The organism is Streptomyces sp. ME19-01-6 (assembly GCF_033793745.1).
Classification (GTDB): Bacteria; Actinomycetota; Actinomycetes; order Streptomycetales; family Streptomycetaceae; genus Streptomyces.
In genome coordinates, this window is sequence record NZ_JARAXF010000015.1 from 148963 (window position 1) to 164493 (window position 15531).

General features: G+C 70.0%; 15 protein-coding genes and 1 pseudogene. 2 read left to right on the forward strand and 14 right to left on the reverse strand.

Translation table 11 applies throughout. From position 1 onward, the window contains the following. Positions 1-85: 85 nt before the first annotated feature. The 8 genes and pseudogenes from PV419_RS29410 to PV419_RS29445 all read right to left on the reverse strand — a co-directional run. Positions 86-277, reverse strand: a pseudogene (locus PV419_RS29410) (hypothetical protein); the annotation flags it as partial. 49 nt (positions 278-326) lie between these two features. Next, positions 327-593 (reverse strand): hypothetical protein, encoded by a 267-nt coding sequence (locus tag PV419_RS29415; protein WP_319694109.1) that lies wholly within the window; start codon positions 591-593, stop codon positions 327-329. After that, a complete protein-coding gene (locus PV419_RS29420) occupies positions 583-1554 on the reverse strand; it encodes a WYL domain-containing protein (RefSeq protein ID WP_319694111.1) in 972 nt (323 codons plus the stop codon). Before PV419_RS29420 ends, PV419_RS29415 begins: the two co-directional genes overlap by 11 nt. A gap of 17 nt (positions 1555-1571) precedes the next feature. Continuing rightward, positions 1572-2588, reverse strand: a complete 1017-nt coding sequence (locus PV419_RS29425) for a WYL domain-containing protein (RefSeq protein WP_319694112.1) — start codon at positions 2586-2588, stop codon at positions 1572-1574. A gap of 153 nt (positions 2589-2741) precedes the next feature. Continuing rightward, a complete protein-coding gene (locus PV419_RS29430) occupies positions 2742-3116 on the reverse strand; it encodes an FKBP-type peptidyl-prolyl cis-trans isomerase (protein ID WP_319694114.1) in 375 nt (124 codons plus the stop codon). A 55-nt stretch (positions 3117-3171) separates the two neighbouring features. Then, complete coding sequence (locus tag PV419_RS29435; protein WP_319694115.1) at positions 3172-4170, reverse strand: FKBP-type peptidyl-prolyl cis-trans isomerase; 999 nt, start codon at positions 4168-4170, stop codon at positions 3172-3174. 120 nt (positions 4171-4290) lie between these two features. Continuing rightward, positions 4291-5652, reverse strand: coding sequence for a Pup--protein ligase (gene pafA, locus PV419_RS29440; RefSeq protein WP_319694117.1), 1362 nt, complete (start codon positions 5650-5652; stop codon positions 4291-4293). A 9-nt stretch (positions 5653-5661) separates the two neighbouring features. Further along, positions 5662-6921: an MFS transporter gene (locus PV419_RS29445; protein WP_319694119.1), complete on the reverse strand. Its 1260-nt coding sequence runs from the start codon at positions 6919-6921 to the stop codon at positions 5662-5664. 425 nt (positions 6922-7346) lie between these two features. On the opposite strand from PV419_RS29445, the gene PV419_RS29450 reads away from it, so the two are divergent. Further along, positions 7347-8324 carry a LacI family DNA-binding transcriptional regulator gene (locus PV419_RS29450; RefSeq protein WP_415925403.1) on the forward strand — a complete coding sequence of 326 codons (978 nt, stop codon included), beginning with the start codon at positions 7347-7349 and terminating at the stop codon, positions 8322-8324. Between the two features lie 449 nt (positions 8325-8773). Here the strand turns inward: PV419_RS29450 and prcA are convergent, their stop codons facing one another. The 6 genes from prcA to arc all read right to left on the reverse strand — a co-directional run bounded on the left by prcA (position 8774) and on the right by arc (position 14944). After that, a complete protein-coding gene (gene prcA, locus PV419_RS29455) occupies positions 8774-9547 on the reverse strand; it encodes a proteasome subunit alpha (RefSeq protein ID WP_319694122.1) in 774 nt (257 codons plus the stop codon). Between the two features lie 54 nt (positions 9548-9601). Continuing rightward, entirely contained in the window at positions 9602-10447 is an 846-nt protein-coding gene (prcB, locus tag PV419_RS29460) for a proteasome subunit beta (RefSeq protein ID WP_319694124.1), read from the reverse strand. After that, the gene (locus tag PV419_RS29465; RefSeq protein WP_319694126.1) at positions 10399-10992 is read right to left on the reverse strand and encodes an endonuclease VII domain-containing protein; all 594 of its coding nucleotides are present in this window, start codon (positions 10990-10992) and stop codon (positions 10399-10401) included. The genes prcB and PV419_RS29465 overlap by 49 nt, the downstream gene beginning before the upstream one ends. A 29-nt stretch (positions 10993-11021) precedes the next feature. After that, the gene (locus PV419_RS29470; protein ID WP_319694127.1) at positions 11022-11240 is read right to left on the reverse strand and encodes a ubiquitin-like protein Pup; all 219 of its coding nucleotides are present in this window, start codon (positions 11238-11240) and stop codon (positions 11022-11024) included. 136 nt (positions 11241-11376) lie between these two features. Beyond that, positions 11377-12888 carry a depupylase/deamidase Dop gene (gene dop / locus PV419_RS29475; RefSeq protein WP_319694128.1) on the reverse strand — a complete coding sequence of 504 codons (1512 nt, stop codon included), beginning with the start codon at positions 12886-12888 and terminating at the stop codon, positions 11377-11379. A 289-nt stretch (positions 12889-13177) separates the two neighbouring features. Next, positions 13178-14944, reverse strand: a complete 1767-nt coding sequence (gene arc, locus PV419_RS29480; protein WP_319694129.1) for a proteasome ATPase — start codon at positions 14942-14944, stop codon at positions 13178-13180. 249 nt (positions 14945-15193) lie between these two features. Between arc and PV419_RS29485 the strand changes: the two genes are divergently transcribed. Further along, positions 15194-15490 carry a ferredoxin gene (locus tag PV419_RS29485; protein ID WP_319694130.1) on the forward strand — a complete coding sequence of 99 codons (297 nt, stop codon included), beginning with the start codon at positions 15194-15196 and terminating at the stop codon, positions 15488-15490. Positions 15491-15531 lie beyond the last annotated feature (41 nt).

Genomic DNA, 15531 nt, shown 5'->3' on the forward strand with positions numbered 1-15531 from the left:
CGTGCGTCAGTCCCTGGCCTCGGTCAGCCGCCGCTTCTGACGAAAGTACGTCTTCCGACAAAGGTGCGTCGTGCCGCCCGTTGCGCAGCGCGTCCATGTGGCCGCCCAGCGGGGCAGTGGCCCGTTCCAGGTCCTCGGCGGCCCGGGTGATCCGCCGCGAGCTCTCCCCCACCTGCCGGGCCAGCCTCCGCACCTCCACGAAGACCCGTACGGCGAGCACCGCGAGAACCACGATTCCCGTGAAGGCAAGGGCGAGGGCAAGCATCGGCCAGAGCATGGACCAGAGCCTATCGGGGGCCCGGGCCTCGGACCTTCACCGCTGGGGGTCAGACCTTGGAGTGCAGCCGCAGCGTGCTCACCCCGCCGCCGGTGAGCAGCTCCACGATCCGCTCCCCCGCCGGTTTGCGCACCGCCGACCCGCAGTCGGGGCAGGTGAAGGAGTAGAACGTGGTGCGGTCACTGCCTCCGATCGCCAGCCGCAGGGCGGTGGCCGCCAGCTCGAACCGGCCACGGCAGTCCGGGCAGGCTGCCTTGAAGATCACCGAGGTGGGTTCCCCCCCAGCGGTCACTGTGCGTGTCCCTTCACTCGCCATAGGCCGCGAGCGCCCGCTGCGCCGCGTCCCGCGCGCTGTCCGCCAGCCCCCGCGGGGAGACGATCCTGCCGTCCCTGCCCAGCCGCAGCGCCAGGCGGCGCAGCGAGCCGGGCTCGGGGGTGCGCAGCGTGATCCTGAGGCCGCCGTCGGGCAGCTCCTCCGCGCTGTCGTGCGGGTAGTACTCGGCGACCCAGCGCCCGCCGGGGCCGACCTCGACGACCACCTCGGGGTCCTCGGCGCCGGTCTGCACCAGCCCGGCGGACAGGTCCGACAGGTCGCGCAGCTCGATCGGCGGCGGGTCCGCGGGCTCGTCGAGCAGCTTGATCTCCGCGACCCGGTCCAGCCGGAAGGTGCGCCGCGCCTCGGAGAGCCGGCACCACGCCTCCATGTACGTGCGGCCCACGGCGAACAGCCGGATCGGGTCGACCTCGCGCTCGGTGAGCTCGTCCCGCGCGGGTGAGTAATAGCGCAGCCACAGGCGGCGGCGCTCGGCGATGGCCCGGTCGACGTCGGCGAAGACCCCGCCCTCCGACTCGAAGGTGACCGACAGCCGGGAGCTGGCGCCGGCCGCCTCACCGGCGGCGGCCTCCAGCTTGGCCGTGGCGCGCAGCAGGGCGTCCCGGTCGCCCTCGCGCAGCCCGGGGAGGGTGGCGACGGCGCGGGCGGCGACCAGCAGCGCGGTGGCCTCGTCGGCGGCGAGCCGCAGCGGCTCGCCTGTGCTCGTGCCGGTGGCATCGGGGTTGTGCCACCAGATGCGCTCGCCGTCGGTGTCGATGTCCAGCAGGTCGCCGCCGCGGAAGCTGGTGCCGCACAGCGGCAGCACATCCAGGTCCGAGATCAGCTCGTCCTCGCTGATGCCGAAGGCGCGGGCGACATCGGCGACACGGGCGCCGGGGCGCTCGCGCAGATATGTCACCAGGGACAGCATCCGGCGGGTCTGGTCAATGGCGTTTCCGGCCATGCGAAGCCGTCCCTCCCTCAGCCCTTGGCCACGGCGCGCAGCCGGTCGACGACATCGGCCCGCAGCTCGTCGGGCGCCAGTACGACCACGTCCGGGCCGAACTCCACCAGCCAGGCGTCGAGCCCGTGTCCGTACGGGATATCCAGCTCGTCCCAGCCGTCGCCCAGCGAGCGGGTGTGCAGCGCCCTGGCCCGCAGCGGGTAGCCGTGGCCGGAGCGCAGCTTGATGCGCGCGGTGCGGGTGGCGGTCTCCCCCGACCACCGCTCCACGGTCTCGCGCACGGTGACGTGGTCGGGCACCTCGGCGGTGTACGACCCGGCCCGCAGGCGCACCTTGCCGGTGATCCGGGAGAGCCGGAAGACCCGCTCGGCCGTGCGCTCGCGGTCCCATCCGGCCAGGTACCAGTGGCCGCGCCAGCACTCCAGCGCCCACGGCTCGACATGGCGCTGCCGGGGCTGGGCGGCATTCGACTTGCGGTAGTCGAACATGACGGGGCGACGGTCGCGGCAGGCGAGCATCAGGGGTTCGAAGGCCGCCTCGTGGACCGGGATGCGCGGCTCCAGGGCGCCGGCCGGCTGGGTGTCGTACGGGTCCTCGGCGAGCGGCATCCCGGCGGCGCGCAGCTTCTGCAGCGCGCCGCTGGCTGCGCCGGCGAGCCGGGCCTGCTGCCAGACCTTCGCGGCCAGGCCGAGGGCCGCGGCCTCCTCGGCGTCCAGGGTGATCGGGGGGAGGCGGTTGCTGTCGCGGCGGGCGAGGTAGCCGATTTCGCCGTCGACGCTCTCCACGGTCTCGATGATCAGGCCGAGTTCGCGCAGGTCGTCCTTGTCCCGCTCGAACATGCGATTGAAGGCGTCGTCGCCGGCGCCGGAGCCGATGGCCCCGGTGGCTGCTGCCGCAGTAGCCGCCGCAGCCGCCGCAGCCGCCTCAATGTATGCCTCTATGGATTCCCGCAACTCGCGCTTGGTCAACGGACGCCGGGTTCCCAGCAGGCACAGCGCCAGATTCATCAGCCGCTCGGCCTTGGCAATCGCCATCGACGCCCCTTCTTCGTGACCTTCCGACCGTGACCGTACCGCTACCGGGACGCGGGACAAAAGCCGAGGGCCCCTGCCGGACGGCAGGGGCCCCGGGCGGGCGCTTCGGCCACGGGCTCAAGGCTCACCCGCGGGCCTTCGGCGCGCCGGGCCTCAGACGGCGACCAGGTCGCACACGAAGATCAGCGTCTCGCCCGGCTTGATCCGGCCGCCGCCGGCGCCCCGGTCGCCGTAGGCCAGGTGCGGCGGGATGGTCAGCTGGCGACGGCCGCCGACCTTCATGCCCTGCACTCCCTGGTCCCAGCCGGAGATGACCTGGCCGGCGCCGAGCTGGAACTCCAGCGGGGTGCCGCGGTTCCAGCTCGCGTCGAACTCCTCGCCGGTGCTGAAGGCGACGCCGACGTAGTGGACCCTGACGGTGGCTCCGGCCTTGGCGACGGGGCCGTCGCCCTCCCAGATGTCCTTGATCTCCAGGTCCTTCGGCGGCTCGCCGCCCGGGAAGTCGACCTCGGGCTTGTCGATGCTCACGAACTTGCTCCTCTTACGTGGTGGGCAACCTGCCCAGTCTTACAGAACCGCCGTCTCACAGAACGGCCAGGATGTCGACGGAGAAGACCAGCGTGGAGTTGGCCGGGATGCCCTGCTGGGCCTCTTTTCCGTAGCCCAGGTCCGGCGGGATGACGATCAGCACGCGGCTGCCGACCTTTTTGCCGGTCAGCCCCTGCGCCCAGCCCTTGACGACCTGCTGCAGCGAGAACTGCGCGAGCTGGCCCTTCTTGTAGGTGGCGTCGAACTGCTTGCCGCCGTCCCACACCACGCCCTTGTACTGGACGAGCAGCGTGTCGCTGGCCTTGACCTTCGGCCCGTCGCCCTCGATGACGTAGGCGGACACGAGCTTCTTGGGCGCGGCCTTCTTGGGGACATCGATGGACGGCGCCTTGCCGTCGGTCTCGGTGCCGACCTTGGGCAGGTCGAGGTTGGTCTGCGCCACCGTGTCGCCCTTGGCCGAGCTCTTGCCGTTGAAGGCGTTCACGATGTCGACGACGAACACCATGGTGTCGGTGCCCTTGATCCCGGCCTGCGGCTGGCCCTGCTTGCCGTATCCGAGGGACGGCGGGATGGCCAGTTCCACGCGGCTGCCGACCTGCTTGCCCACCAGCCCCTTGTCCCAGCCCGGGATGACCTGGCCGATGCCGATCTGGAAGACGGCGGGCTTCCCCCGGTCGTAGGAGTTGTCGAAGACCTTCGCGGTGTTCCAGATCTGGCCGAGATAGTCCACCTGGAGGTAGTCGCCCGCGGCCACCTCGGCCCCGTCGCTCTTGATGACCGTCTTGACGGCCAGATCCGCGGACGGCTGCCCCGTGCCCTTGGCGACCTTCGGCTTCTCGCCGAACTTCGTACCGCCGGTGATGGCCGGCACCGGCCCGCTCACGATCTCGCCGGTGGGCTCCGCGGCCTTCGGGCTACTGCTCTCCGGAGAGGGCGAGGCCTTGGAAGACTTGGATCCTGCTTTCTCACTGCCGCAGCCCGCGGCGGTGAGCAAGCCGGCGGGCACGGCAAGAAGTACGGAACGTCGGCGCACGAGAGTCCTCGTCGGGTAGATCCTGCGGGGGCAACGCGCGCCACTCTACGACGTGCCAGGGGCCCCGTACGCGAAACGTACGGGGCCCCGTGCCGGACATGGGCCGTCCGGGCGCCGTGGTCACATTCCGGCGATCAGTTTCTCCACCCGGTCGTCCACCGAGCGGAACGGGTCCTTGCACAACACCGTGCGCTGCGCCTGGTCATTGAGTTTGAGGTGCACCCAGTCGACGGTGAAGTCGCGGCGCTGCTCCTGGGCGCGGCGGATGAAATCGCCGCGCAGCCGGGCACGGGTGGTCTGCGGCGGCACCGACTTGCCCTCGAAAATCTTCAAGTCGTTGCACACCCGGGCCGCCTGACCCCGCTTCTCCAGGAGGTAGTACAGCCCCCGGCGGCGGTGGATGTCATGGTAGGCGAGGTCTATCTGGGCGACCCGCGGGTGGGACATGGTGATGTTGTTCTTGGCGCGGTACCGCTCGATCAGCTTGTATTTCATCACCCAGTCGATCTCGGTGGCGATCCGGTCGAGCTCTTCGGTGCGCACCGCCTCCAGGGTGCGGCCCCACAGTTCGAGGACGCGCTCGACGGTGCCGGTACGGATTCCGCGGCGCTCGCAGAAGTCGACCGCCTTTTCGTAGTACTCCTGCTGGACCTCGAGGGCGGATGCCTCGCGCCCGCTGGCCAGGCGCACCTTGCGCTGTCCGGTGATGTCGTGGCTGACCTCGCGGATGGCCCGGATGGGGTTCTCCAGGGTCAGATCGCGCATGACCGTGCCCGCCTCGATCATGCGCAGCACCAGGTCGGTGGCGCCGACCTTGAGCAGCATGGTCGTCTCGGACATGTTGGAGTCGCCCACGATGACGTGCAGCCTGCGGTAGCGCTCGGCGTCGGCGTGCGGCTCGTCGCGGGTGTTGATGATCGGCCGGGAGCGGGTGGTCGCGGAGCTGACGCCCTCCCAGATGTGCTCGGCGCGCTGGCTGACGCAGTACACCGCGCCGCGCGGCGTCTGCAGCACTTTGCCGGCGCCGCACAGCAGCTGCCGGGTCACCAGGAAGGGGATGAGAATGTCGGCGAGGCGGGAGAACTCGCCGTGGCGTGCCACCAGATAGTTCTCGTGGCAGCCGTAGGAGTTCCCCGCCGAGTCGGTGTTGTTCTTGAAGAGATAGACGTCGCCCGCGATTCCCTCCTCGTGCAGGCGGCGCTCGGCGTCCACGAGCAGACCTTCGAGAATGCGCTCGCCTGCCTTGTCGTGGGTGACCAGCTCGGTCACGTTGTCGCACTCGGGGGTTGCGTATTCCGGGTGCGAGCCCACGTCGAGATAGAGGCGGGCGCCGTTGCGCAGGAAGACATTGCTGCTGCGGCCCCAGGAGACGACACGGCGGAAGAGGTAGCGCGCCACTTCGTCAGGAGACAACCGGCGCTGTCCCCTGAATGTGCACGTGACGCCGTACTCGTTCTCCAGCCCGAAAATGCGGCGGTCCATGCCTGAACATTACGCCTGACGGCCTGCTCTGAAACCGGGTTCGACGGCACGGTTGCGATCATTTTCCGTCTCAGGTTCACCCGGTGTCACCTCTGGTGCGCCGGCGAGGAAGCGCGCGGTGGCCAGAAGTACGGCCAGGGCGACCGCCCCGGCCGCCCCCGGGACGGCGAAGCCCGCCGCGACCCCGCCGAGCTCCATCACGGGCCCCGCGGCAGCTGTTCCCGCGGCGTTGCCGACCACGAAGGTGGTCACCAGCCAGGAGAACGCCTCGGTGACCGTGCCGCGCGGGGCGTGCCGGTCGACGACCACGAAGACGCAGGCGAGCGCGGGGGCCAGGAAGAGGCCGGAGAGCCCGGCGAGGGCGGTCATCGCGACCACTCCGGGCACGAGGACCAGCGGCAGATAGCCGAGCGCCAGCGCGGCCACCAGGGCCCGCAGCCGGCGCTCCGGCGGGCCGGCCCAGGGCCGCGCGCCGTACGCGAGGCCGCCCACCAGCGCGCCGGCGCCGAGTGCGGAGAGCAGATAGCTGGAGACCATGCCGCCGCCGTGCTCGTCCGCGTATCCGACGGCCGCCACGCCGATCGCGCCGAGGGCGACGCCGACGAAGAAGAACGTGCCGAGGAGCACCAGCAGGCCCCGCGAGCGCAGCGCGCCGAGCCAGTGCGCCTCGCGCGGGGCCGAGCGCCACCGCCGGGAGGGCGGCGAGACCACGACCGACAGCGCGCCCGCGACCCCGATCGCGTTGATGACCAGCAGCGCCGCCGCCTCCGACCAGAGGGCGACAAGGGCGGTCACCAGCAGCGGCCCGACGGAGAAGATCACCTCCTGTGCGACGGCGTCCAGCGCGTAGGCCGCGTGCACCCACTCCGCACGCCCGAGCACCCCTGGCCACAGCGCCCGCAGCCCGCCCTCCAGGGGCGGGGTGAACAGGCCTGCGGCCAGCATCGTGGCGTACGCGACGGGCAGCGGGTCGAGCCCGACCGCGGCGAACGCGGCCATGGCGAGCGCGGACGCCACGGCCGCGGGCAGCATCACCCGCGGCTGCCCGTAGCGGTCCACGGCCCGGCCGAGCAGCGGCTGGCCGACCGCGTTGCCCACGCCGTAGACGGCGGACAGCGCGCCGGCCAGGGCGTAGCTGCCGCCTTCGGCGCGCGTGAAGAGCACGACGGCGAGGGCGGCGGTGGCATTCGGCAGCCGGCCGATGAGCGTGCCGATGAGGAGGCGGGCCGCGTGCTTGCTGCGCAGCAGGTCCCCGTAGCCAGCGGCCATCGTCTGCCCTTTCTGTTCGCGATCTCCCCGGGCGCGTCCGCCCGAGGTTTTACGTATAACGTCCGCCGTTATACGTACCATGGTTGCCGACCGCGGTCCACCTCACGGTGGGTGGGCGACCGTGATGACCATGACAAGGGGAAGCCGCGATGGTGGCGAGCGCGAAGGGCGACCGCGCGCCGGGGGCGCACGCTCCCGATACGCGGGGTGGGGGCGCGGGCGCGTTCGCGGGCCCGGCAGCCCTGGAGGGCCACGGCGCGGCGAAGACCGAGGCCGACGAGGGCGGCCGGGCCCCGCACCGGGAGCACACGGGCGACGCGGGCGACGAAGGCGGCCGGACGACGCCCGAGACGAGTGCCGTCCCGGGGTCGGGCGCGGGGCGCGGGGGCCGGCCGGGAGCGGGGGCTCGGGCGACCAGTCGGGACGTGGCGCGGGTCGCCGGCGTGTCGCAGGCGACCGTCTCACTGGTCCTGGGCGACAAGTGGGCCGGACGGGTGTCGGAACGCACCGCGGCGGCGGTGCGCGCCGCCGCGCGCGAGCTCGGATACCGCCCGAACCTCGCGGCGCGCAGCCTCCGCCTCGGCCGGACCAGGACCGCGCTGCTCGTCGTCCCGGCGCTCACCACGGAGTTCTTCGCCCGGGTGTACACCGGCGCCGCGCGCGTGGCCGCCGAGGGCGGCTTCGGCGTGGTGCTCTACCCGTCCCCGGAGGGGGTGGGCCCGGCGCGCGACCCCTTCGACTCGGCGCGCGCCTCCCTCGACGGCGTGATCGCCTCCTCGATGGCGGCGGACGCGCTGGCCGCGGTGCGCGGCGGGGGGCTCCCGCTGGTGATGCTCGACAGCTCTCCCGATGAGGACACCGCGGCCGCCACGGTCAACCTCGACATCGCCGACGGCATGCGGCAGGCCGCCGGGCACCTCCTGGGCCTTGGACACCGCCGTCTCGCCCATCTCGCGGCTGCCGTGGACACGTGGACCTTCCGGGTCCGCGCGCGGGTCCTGGCGGCGGCGGTGGGCGCGGTCCCGGGCGCCTCCCTGCACACCGAGACGGCCCCCCTGACCGTCGACGAGGGCCGCCGGGCGGCCGAACGGGCGCTCACCCGCCCCGGCCACCGCCCCACGGCGCTCGTGTGCGACGACGACATCCTGGCGGCCGGTGCCTGCAAGGCCGCCCGGCGGCTGGGGCTGCGGGTGCCGGACGACGTCTCGGTCACGGGCTTCGACGACCTCGCGCTGGCCACGGCGGTCGACCCGGAGCTGACGACGGTACGGCTGCCCGCGGAGGAGGTCGGCGCGGCCGGCATGCGGGCCCTGATAGCGGTCCTGGCCGGCGAGCCGGCGCGCGACACGTCGCTGCCGGTGGAACTCGTCCCCCGCGGCTCCAGCGGCCCGCCACCACGCTAGGGGGCGCGGTTTCCCGCCTGCCCCGCGGCGCGTGGCACGCGCTCCCGGCTACCGCTGGGCGGTGGCCCCTCACAGCCACCGCTTGTGCCCTGCGCGCCGCGCGGGGGCGGATGCCGACGGGGCCCGACCGGTGCCGGGAAGGGGCGGGTGTGGAGCCGCGCCGATGTGCGGCTCGGCCGCGTGGCCCCCAGCCGGCGGTGGCGCGGCCCGGTCCGACGGCTCTCCCGACACGGCCCAGGGCACATCAGTAAAGGTTTGCCTGGCCGCGAGGCGTCCAGGCACCGCCAAGCGGTAGCCGGGGCGGCCCTACCCGGGTTTTCGGCCAACCGAGGGACAAAGCACGGCCGCTCGCGGCGCGCGGCGTCCCGGAACGCCCAGAGGGGCAGACAGACGCCATAGCGCGCCTCGGCTGGGGCCGGGGCGCGCCGGATGGGTGGGGTGGCGGGGGTTTATTCCTCTGTCTCGGAGGACTCCTCAGCCGGGGTCTCGGCGTCGGTCTCGGCCTCGGAGTCGGCCGAGGCGCTCTCCTGCTCCAGGAGGCGGCTCAGCTGGCGGCCCAGCACCCGCTTGAACTTCCGCTGCTGCGGTCGCGTCCGGTCCAGCAACGCGACCTCGAGCTGCTCGGCGGTGAGGCTGCGCTCGCCGCCGTTGTTGTCCCGGGTGAGGGACTCGATAGCCAGTTTCAGCGCCTCCGCGAGAGTCAGACCGTCCTGGTGGCGCTGGTCGAGATAGCTGCTGATCTGGTCGGCGTTGCCGCCCACCGCGACCGAGCCGTGCTCGTCGACGATGGAGCCGTCGTGCGGCAGCCGGTAGATCTGGTCGTCCTCGGGGCCGTCCCCGACCTCGGCGACGATCAGCTCGACCTCATAGGGCTTCTCCGCGGCGCTGGAGAAGATGGTGCCGAGCGTCTGGGCGTAGACATTGGCGAGGCCGCGAGCGGTCACATCGTCGCGGTCATAGGTATAGCCGCGCAGGTCGGCGTAGCGGACACCGCCGATGCGCAGGTTCTCGAACTCGTTGTATTTGCCGACCGCCGCGAAGGCGATCCGGTCGTAGATCTCGCTGACCTTGTGCAGCGCGCGGGACGGGTTCTCCGCGACGAAGAGGATGCCGTCGGCATACTGCAGCACGACCACGCTGCGGCCGCGCGCGATGCCCTTGCGGGCGTATTCGGCGCGGTCGGCCATGGCCTGCTGGGGCGATACATAGAACGGCGTCGTCACCGGTTATCCGTCCCTTTCTGTCAATGGCGAATGCATTCCGGGTCAACCGTCCCCTCAGAGCAGCGAGGCCCGCGGGCCGTCCGGCTCCTCGAGCCGCCGCTCGTGGATGGTGCGGGCGATCTCGGACACCTCCGCCTCGGTGAGCCTCTTGAAGCCGTCCTCGGTGATCACCGTGACGATGGGGTAGATGCGCCGGCCGAGGTCGGGGCCGCCGGTCGCCGAGTCCTCGTCGGCGGCGTCGTACAGCGCCTGGACGACGGCGGTGGCGGTGTCGGATTCGGTCAGGTCCTCGCGGTACAGCTTCTTGAGCGCGCCGCGAGCGAACAGCGAGCCGGAACCGGTGGAGGCGAAGCCGTGCTCCTCGGAGCGCCCGCCGGTCACGTCGTAGGTGAAGATGCGGCCCTTCTCGCGGTCGACGTCCCAGCCCGCGAAGATCGGGACGACGGCCAGGCCCTGCATGGCCATGCCCAGATTGCCGCGGATCATGGTCGACAGCCGGTTGGCCTTGCCCTCCAGGGAGAGGGTGGTGCCTTCGACCTTCTCGAAGTGCTCCAGCTCCAGCTGGAAGAGCTTGACCATCTCCACGGCGAAGCCGAGCGTGCCCGCGACGCCGACGGCCGAGTACTCGTCGGCCGGGAAGACCTTCTCGACGTCGCGCTGGGAGATGAGATTGCCCATGGTCGCGCGGCGGTCACCGGCGAGCACCACGCCGCCGGGGAAGGTCGCCGCGACGATCGTCGTGCCGTGGGGGGCCTCGACCGCGCCCTTCACCGCGGGGAGCGGGCGGTTCCCCGGGAGCAGCTCGGGCGAGTGGGCGCCGAGGAAATCCATGAAGGAGGACGAGCCCGGCGTCAGGAAGGCAGCTGGTAGACGCCCGGTGCTACGAGTGTTGGCTTCCACGCGTTTCCTTCCAGGTAGGTGACAGCCCGACGACCGATGTCGGGATCATCTCCCAACTTGCCGATGGCCGAATTGCAGTTGAAGCACAGTACGCCACGGACCTTACCCGTCTTGTGGCAATGATCCACATGTACAGCCGAAGCCTTCAGGCAAATCACGCAGAGCCCCATCTGAGAAGCGACCATCTGGTCACGCTCGGCTTCGGTGATGCCGTACTGGCGCTTCAGATGTCCTGCACGACCTTTTATCGCCTTGCACGCCTTGCAGAGGGTCGCCAGACCGTCCGAGGCACTGCGGTTCCGTGTCCACTCGCTGTGCGGCTTGATCTCGCCGCAGGTACGGCAGTACTTGTGCCCTCTGGGCACATCCACCCTAGGTCGGATGTTGCACCCCTTGGCTAACTGCCGCTGCTGGTGGTACGCGGCCGCACACTCCCGGCAGTAGGCCTGCAAGCCGTCACGCGTCGACTTGTTCCGCGCGAACGCCGCTCGCGGCTTGTGTTGCTTACACCGCGAGCAGCGCTTCACACCCTCTTCGCTTGCCAACTCCGCCCCCCTCGCCTTCGATTCGAAGGCTACTCGCCGCCTTTCTGAACGAAACTTCGAACGAAGTCCTCTGCGTTCTCCTCGAGTACGTCGTCGATCTCGTCCAGAACCGAGTCCACGTCGTCCGACAGCTTCTCCTGCCGCTCCTTGAGATCTTCCGCCGCCTGCGCGTCCTGCGCCTGCTCCTCGACCTCCTCGGTCGCGCGTGACGCCTTCTGCTGTCCGCCGCCGGTGTCCTTGGTCGCCATATCCCTCACCCCGCTCGGTTTGCCCCAGCTTGATTCGATCGGTCAGGATCAGACCCTACAAGCCGGGTCCGACATCGGCCTCGCACTTGTTACAACGCACGGAGGCCACCTTCATGATTCCCGGCCGCAGCGCATTTCAGCCCCCCGAGAGCACCCGGACCAGGTCTTCGGCCGTGCGGCAGCGGTCCAGGAGCTCCTTGACGTGGTTCCTGGTGCCGCGCAGCGGCTCCAGCGTGGGGACCCGCTGGAGGGAGTCCCGGCCCGGCAGATCGAAGATCACCGAGTCCCAGGAGGCCGCGGCCACGTCGTCGGCGTACTGCTCCAGACAGCGGCCACGGAAGTAGGCCCTGGTGTCCTCCGGCGGCTTGCTCCGGGCCCGGGACACATCACCCTCGTCCAGCAGCCGCTTCATCTTGCCGCGGGCCACCAGACGGTTGTACAGGCCCTTCTCGGGGCGTACGTCGGCGTACTGCAGGTCCACCAGGTGCAGCCGGGCGGCGTCCCACTCCAGTCCGTCACGGCGCCGGTAGCCCTCCATGAGCTCGCGCTTGGCGACCCAGTCCAGCTCGCCGGACAGGCTCATCGGATCCCGCTCCAGGCGGTTCAGGACGTCCTCCCAGCGGGTGAGCACGTCCCGGGTCTGCTCGTCGGCGTCGGCGCCGAAGCGGTCCTCGACGTACTTGCGGGCCAGTTCGAAGTACTCCATCTGGAGCTGCACCGCGGTGAGTGTGCGGCCGCTGCGCAGCGTGACCAGGCGGCGCAGGGTCGGGTCGTGCGAGACCTGGTGCAGGGTGCGCACCGGCTGGTCCACGGCGAGGTCCACGGCGATGAAGCCGTCCTCGATCATCGACAGCACCAGGGAGGTGGTGCCGAGCTTGAGGTAGGTCGAGATCTCGGAGAGGTTGGCGTCACCGATGATCACATGCAGCCGCCGGTACTTCTCGGCGTCGGCGTGCGGCTCGTCGCGCGTGTTGATGATGGGGCGCTTGAGCGTGGTCTCCAGGCCCACCTCGACCTCGAAGTAGTCGGCCCGCTGGCTGATCTGGAACCCGTGCTCATGGCCGTCCTGGCCCAGGCCCACCCGGCCGGCGCCGGTGACGACCTGCCGGGAGACGAAGAAGGGGGTCAGATGGCGCACGATGTCCGAGAAGGCGGTCTCCCGCTTCATCAGGTAGTTCTCATGCGTGCCGTAGGAGGCGCCCTTGTTGTCGGTGTTGTTCTTGTAGAGGTGGATCGGCTGGGCTCCGGGCAGCTGGCCGGCGCGCAGGGCGGCCTCGGCCATGATGCGCTCGCCCGCCTTGTCCCAGAGCACCGCGTCCCTGGGGTTGGTCACCTCGGGGGCGGAGTACTCGGGGTGTGCGTGGTCGACGTACAGCCGGGCACCGTTGGTGAGGATCACATTGGCCAGGCCGATGTCCTCGTCCGTGAGCTGGCTGGAGTCCGCGGACTCGCGGGCGAGGTCGAAGCCGCGGGCGTCCCGCAGCGGGTTCTCCTCCTCGAAGTCCCAGCGGGCACGGCGCGCCCGGTGCATCGCCGCCGCGTATGCGTTGACGACCTGGGATGAGGTGAGCATGGCATTGGCGTTCGGGTGGCCCGGGACGGAGATCCCGTACTCCGTCTCGATCCCCATTACTCGCCGTACGGTCATGCGGCCCTCCTTGCCCGGCGCCGTCCCCGGGCGGGGTCGGCGCTCAAGTACCGCTGTGCTTCCGGTCCGTGCGCGGCCCCCGATCCTCCGCACCGCGACGCCGCGGTACCGCAGAGCCTAGAGCCGCCACGCGGCCCAGAGGCGATCATTTCAGTCATTGCTCCGGTCCGGCTCGTAGGTGCCCGCTCACTGTGCTGACAGGTCCGACATACACATCCGAAATCACGGTCCGAAAAGCGCATCCGGCTGCGGATGCCCCGTCCAGGACATCCGCAGCCGGACAGCGGTGTTACAGGTACTGACCGGTGTTCGCCACCGTGTCGATGGAGCGTCCCGTGTCCGCGCCCTGCTTTCCGGTGACCAGGGTGCGGATGTAGACGATCCGCTCGCCCTTCTTGCCGGAGATCCGGGCCCAGTCGTCGGGGTTCGTGGTGTTCGGCAGGTCCTCGTTCTCCTTGAACTCGTCCACGCAGGCGGCGAGCAGGTGGGAGACCCGAAGGCCCTTCTGGTTGTGGTCCAGGAAGTCCTTGATGGCCATCTTCTTGGCCCGGTCCACGATGTTCTGGATCATGGCGCCGGAGTTGAAGTCCTTGAAGTAGAGGACTTCCTTGTCGCCGTTGGCGTAGGTGACCTCCAGGAAGCGGTTCTCCTCGGACTCGGTGTACATCTGCTCGACGACCGACTGGATCATGCCGCCGACCGCGGCCTTCGGGGACCCGCCGTGCTCGGCGAGGTCGTCCGCGTGGATCGGCAGGGTCTGCGTCAGGTACTTCGAGAAGATGTCCTTCGCGGCCTCGGCGTCCGGACGCTCGATCTTGATCTTCACATCGAGGCGGCCGGGGCGCAGGATCGCCGGGTCGATCATGTCCTCGCGGTTGGAGGCACCGATGACGATCACATTTTCCAGGCCCTCGACACCGTCGATCTCGGAGAGCAGCTGGGGAACGATGGTGTTCTCCACGTCCGAGCTGACACCGGAGCCGCGGGTCCGGAAGAGGGAGTCCATCTCGTCGAAGAAGACGATGACCGGCGTGCCCTCGCTGGCCTTCTCCCGCGCCCGCTGGAAGACCAGCCGGATGTGCCGCTCCGTCTCGCCGACGTACTTGTTCAGCAGCTCGGGGCCCTTGATGTTGAGGAAGAAGCTCTTCCCCGCGGGCTTCCCGGTCACCTGGGCGACCTTCTTGGCAAGGGAGTTGGCCACCGCCTTGGCGATCAGCGTCTTGCCGCAGCCGGGCGGGCCGTACAGCAGCACACCCTTGGGCGGCCGCAGTTCGTGCTCCTTGAACAGGTCGGGGTAGAGGTACGGGAGCTCGACCGCGTCCCTGATCAGCTCGATCTGGTTGCCCAGGCCGCCGATCTTGGTGTAGTCGATGTCCGGAACCTCTTCGAGGACGAGCTCTTCGACCTCGCTCTTGGGTACGACCTCGTAGACGTAGCCGGAGCGGGGCTCGAGCAGCAGGGCGTCACCGGGGCGGATGGTGGTGTCCAGCAGCGGCTCGGCGAGCCGCACCACGCGCTCCTCGTCGGTGTGCCCGATCACCAGGGCGCGCTCGCCGTCCTCAAGGACCTCCTTGAGGGTGACGATGTCCCCGGCGCGCTCGTACTCCATGGCCTCGACCACATTGAGCGCCTCGTTGAGCATGACCTCCTGGCCCCGCCTGAGGTCCTCGAGATCGACGCTCGGGCTGACGTTCACCCGGAGTTTCCGTCCTCCGGTGAAGATGTCGGCTGTGCCGTCCTCGTTCGCCTGCAGAAACACCCCGAAGCCGGCCGGCGGCTGCGCGAGCCGGTCGACCTCCTCCTTGAGGGCCACGATCTGGTCGCGGGCCTCACGGAGCGTGTTGGCGAGCCGCTCGTTCTGCGCGGACACGCCCGCCAGGTTTGTCTGCAGCTCGACGATCCGCTCTTCGAGAATCCTCGTGTGCCGCGGAGAGTCGGCGAGCTTGCGTCGCAGGACGGCGATTTCCTGCTCGAGATAGGCAACCTGGCCGGCTGGGTCTTCAGACCCCCGCCCCGGCCGGATGCCGCGGTTGATGTCGTCGTCGTGGGCTGCCACGGTCCTCACCTCCTCCAAGGGGAGCTGGACGCTTCCTGACCCTACCTGGGCCGGTGCGGGTTGAAACCCCTAGATCACAAACCCGGTCGGCGTGTGTCCGATCTTCACCCTTGCGCACTCCCTCACGCCAGGTGAATACCCACCCAACAACATCGGAAAGCGACCGGTTGTATCGTCGAGATGGTCAACACCCGCCAAGGCTGGCGCTATTTAGTCAATGTTGAATCATGTATCAGGGGACGGCAGATCGTGACTGTACGGAACGAGGAGCTCGGTGATCTTGAGGTCTGGATCGACCAGGATCTGTGCACGGGCGACGGCATCTGTGCCCAGTACGCACCCGAGATCTTCGAACTCGACATCGACGGTCTAGCTTACGTCAAGAGCGCCGACGACGAATTGCTGCAGGACAAGGGCGCGACGACGCGCGTCCCGCTGCCCCTGCTCACCGAGGTCGTGGACTCCGCCAAGGAGTGTCCCGGCGATTGCATCCATGTACGGCGGGTATCTGACCAGGTCGAGGTGTACGGTCCCGACGCCGACTGACCGCGACCACACCGGTCCGCCGCGCCCCGTCCCGGCGTGAC

What these genes read in the sequence shown, in the direction of transcription:
- PV419_RS29420 (WP_319694111.1), bottom strand. Translation starts at nt 1,554, where the DNA reads ATGGCCGGAAACGCCATTGACCAGACCCGCCGGATGCTGTCCCTGGTG.
- dop (WP_319694128.1), bottom strand. Translation starts at nt 12,888, where the DNA reads ATGACCGTACGGCGAGTAATGGGGATCGAGACGGAGTACGGGATCTCC.
- PV419_RS29415 (WP_319694109.1), bottom strand. Translation starts at nt 593, where the DNA reads ATGGCGAGTGAAGGGACACGCACAGTGACCGCTGGGGGGGAACCCACC.
- PV419_RS29470 (WP_319694127.1), bottom strand. Translation starts at nt 11,240, where the DNA reads ATGGCGACCAAGGACACCGGCGGCGGACAGCAGAAGGCGTCACGCGCG.
- pafA (WP_319694117.1), bottom strand. Translation starts at nt 5,652, where the DNA reads ATGGACCGCCGCATTTTCGGGCTGGAGAACGAGTACGGCGTCACGTGC.
- PV419_RS29425 (WP_319694112.1), bottom strand. Translation starts at nt 2,588, where the DNA reads ATGGCGATTGCCAAGGCCGAGCGGCTGATGAATCTGGCGCTGTGCCTG.
- PV419_RS29445 (WP_319694119.1), bottom strand. Translation starts at nt 6,921, where the DNA reads ATGGCCGCTGGCTACGGGGACCTGCTGCGCAGCAAGCACGCGGCCCGC.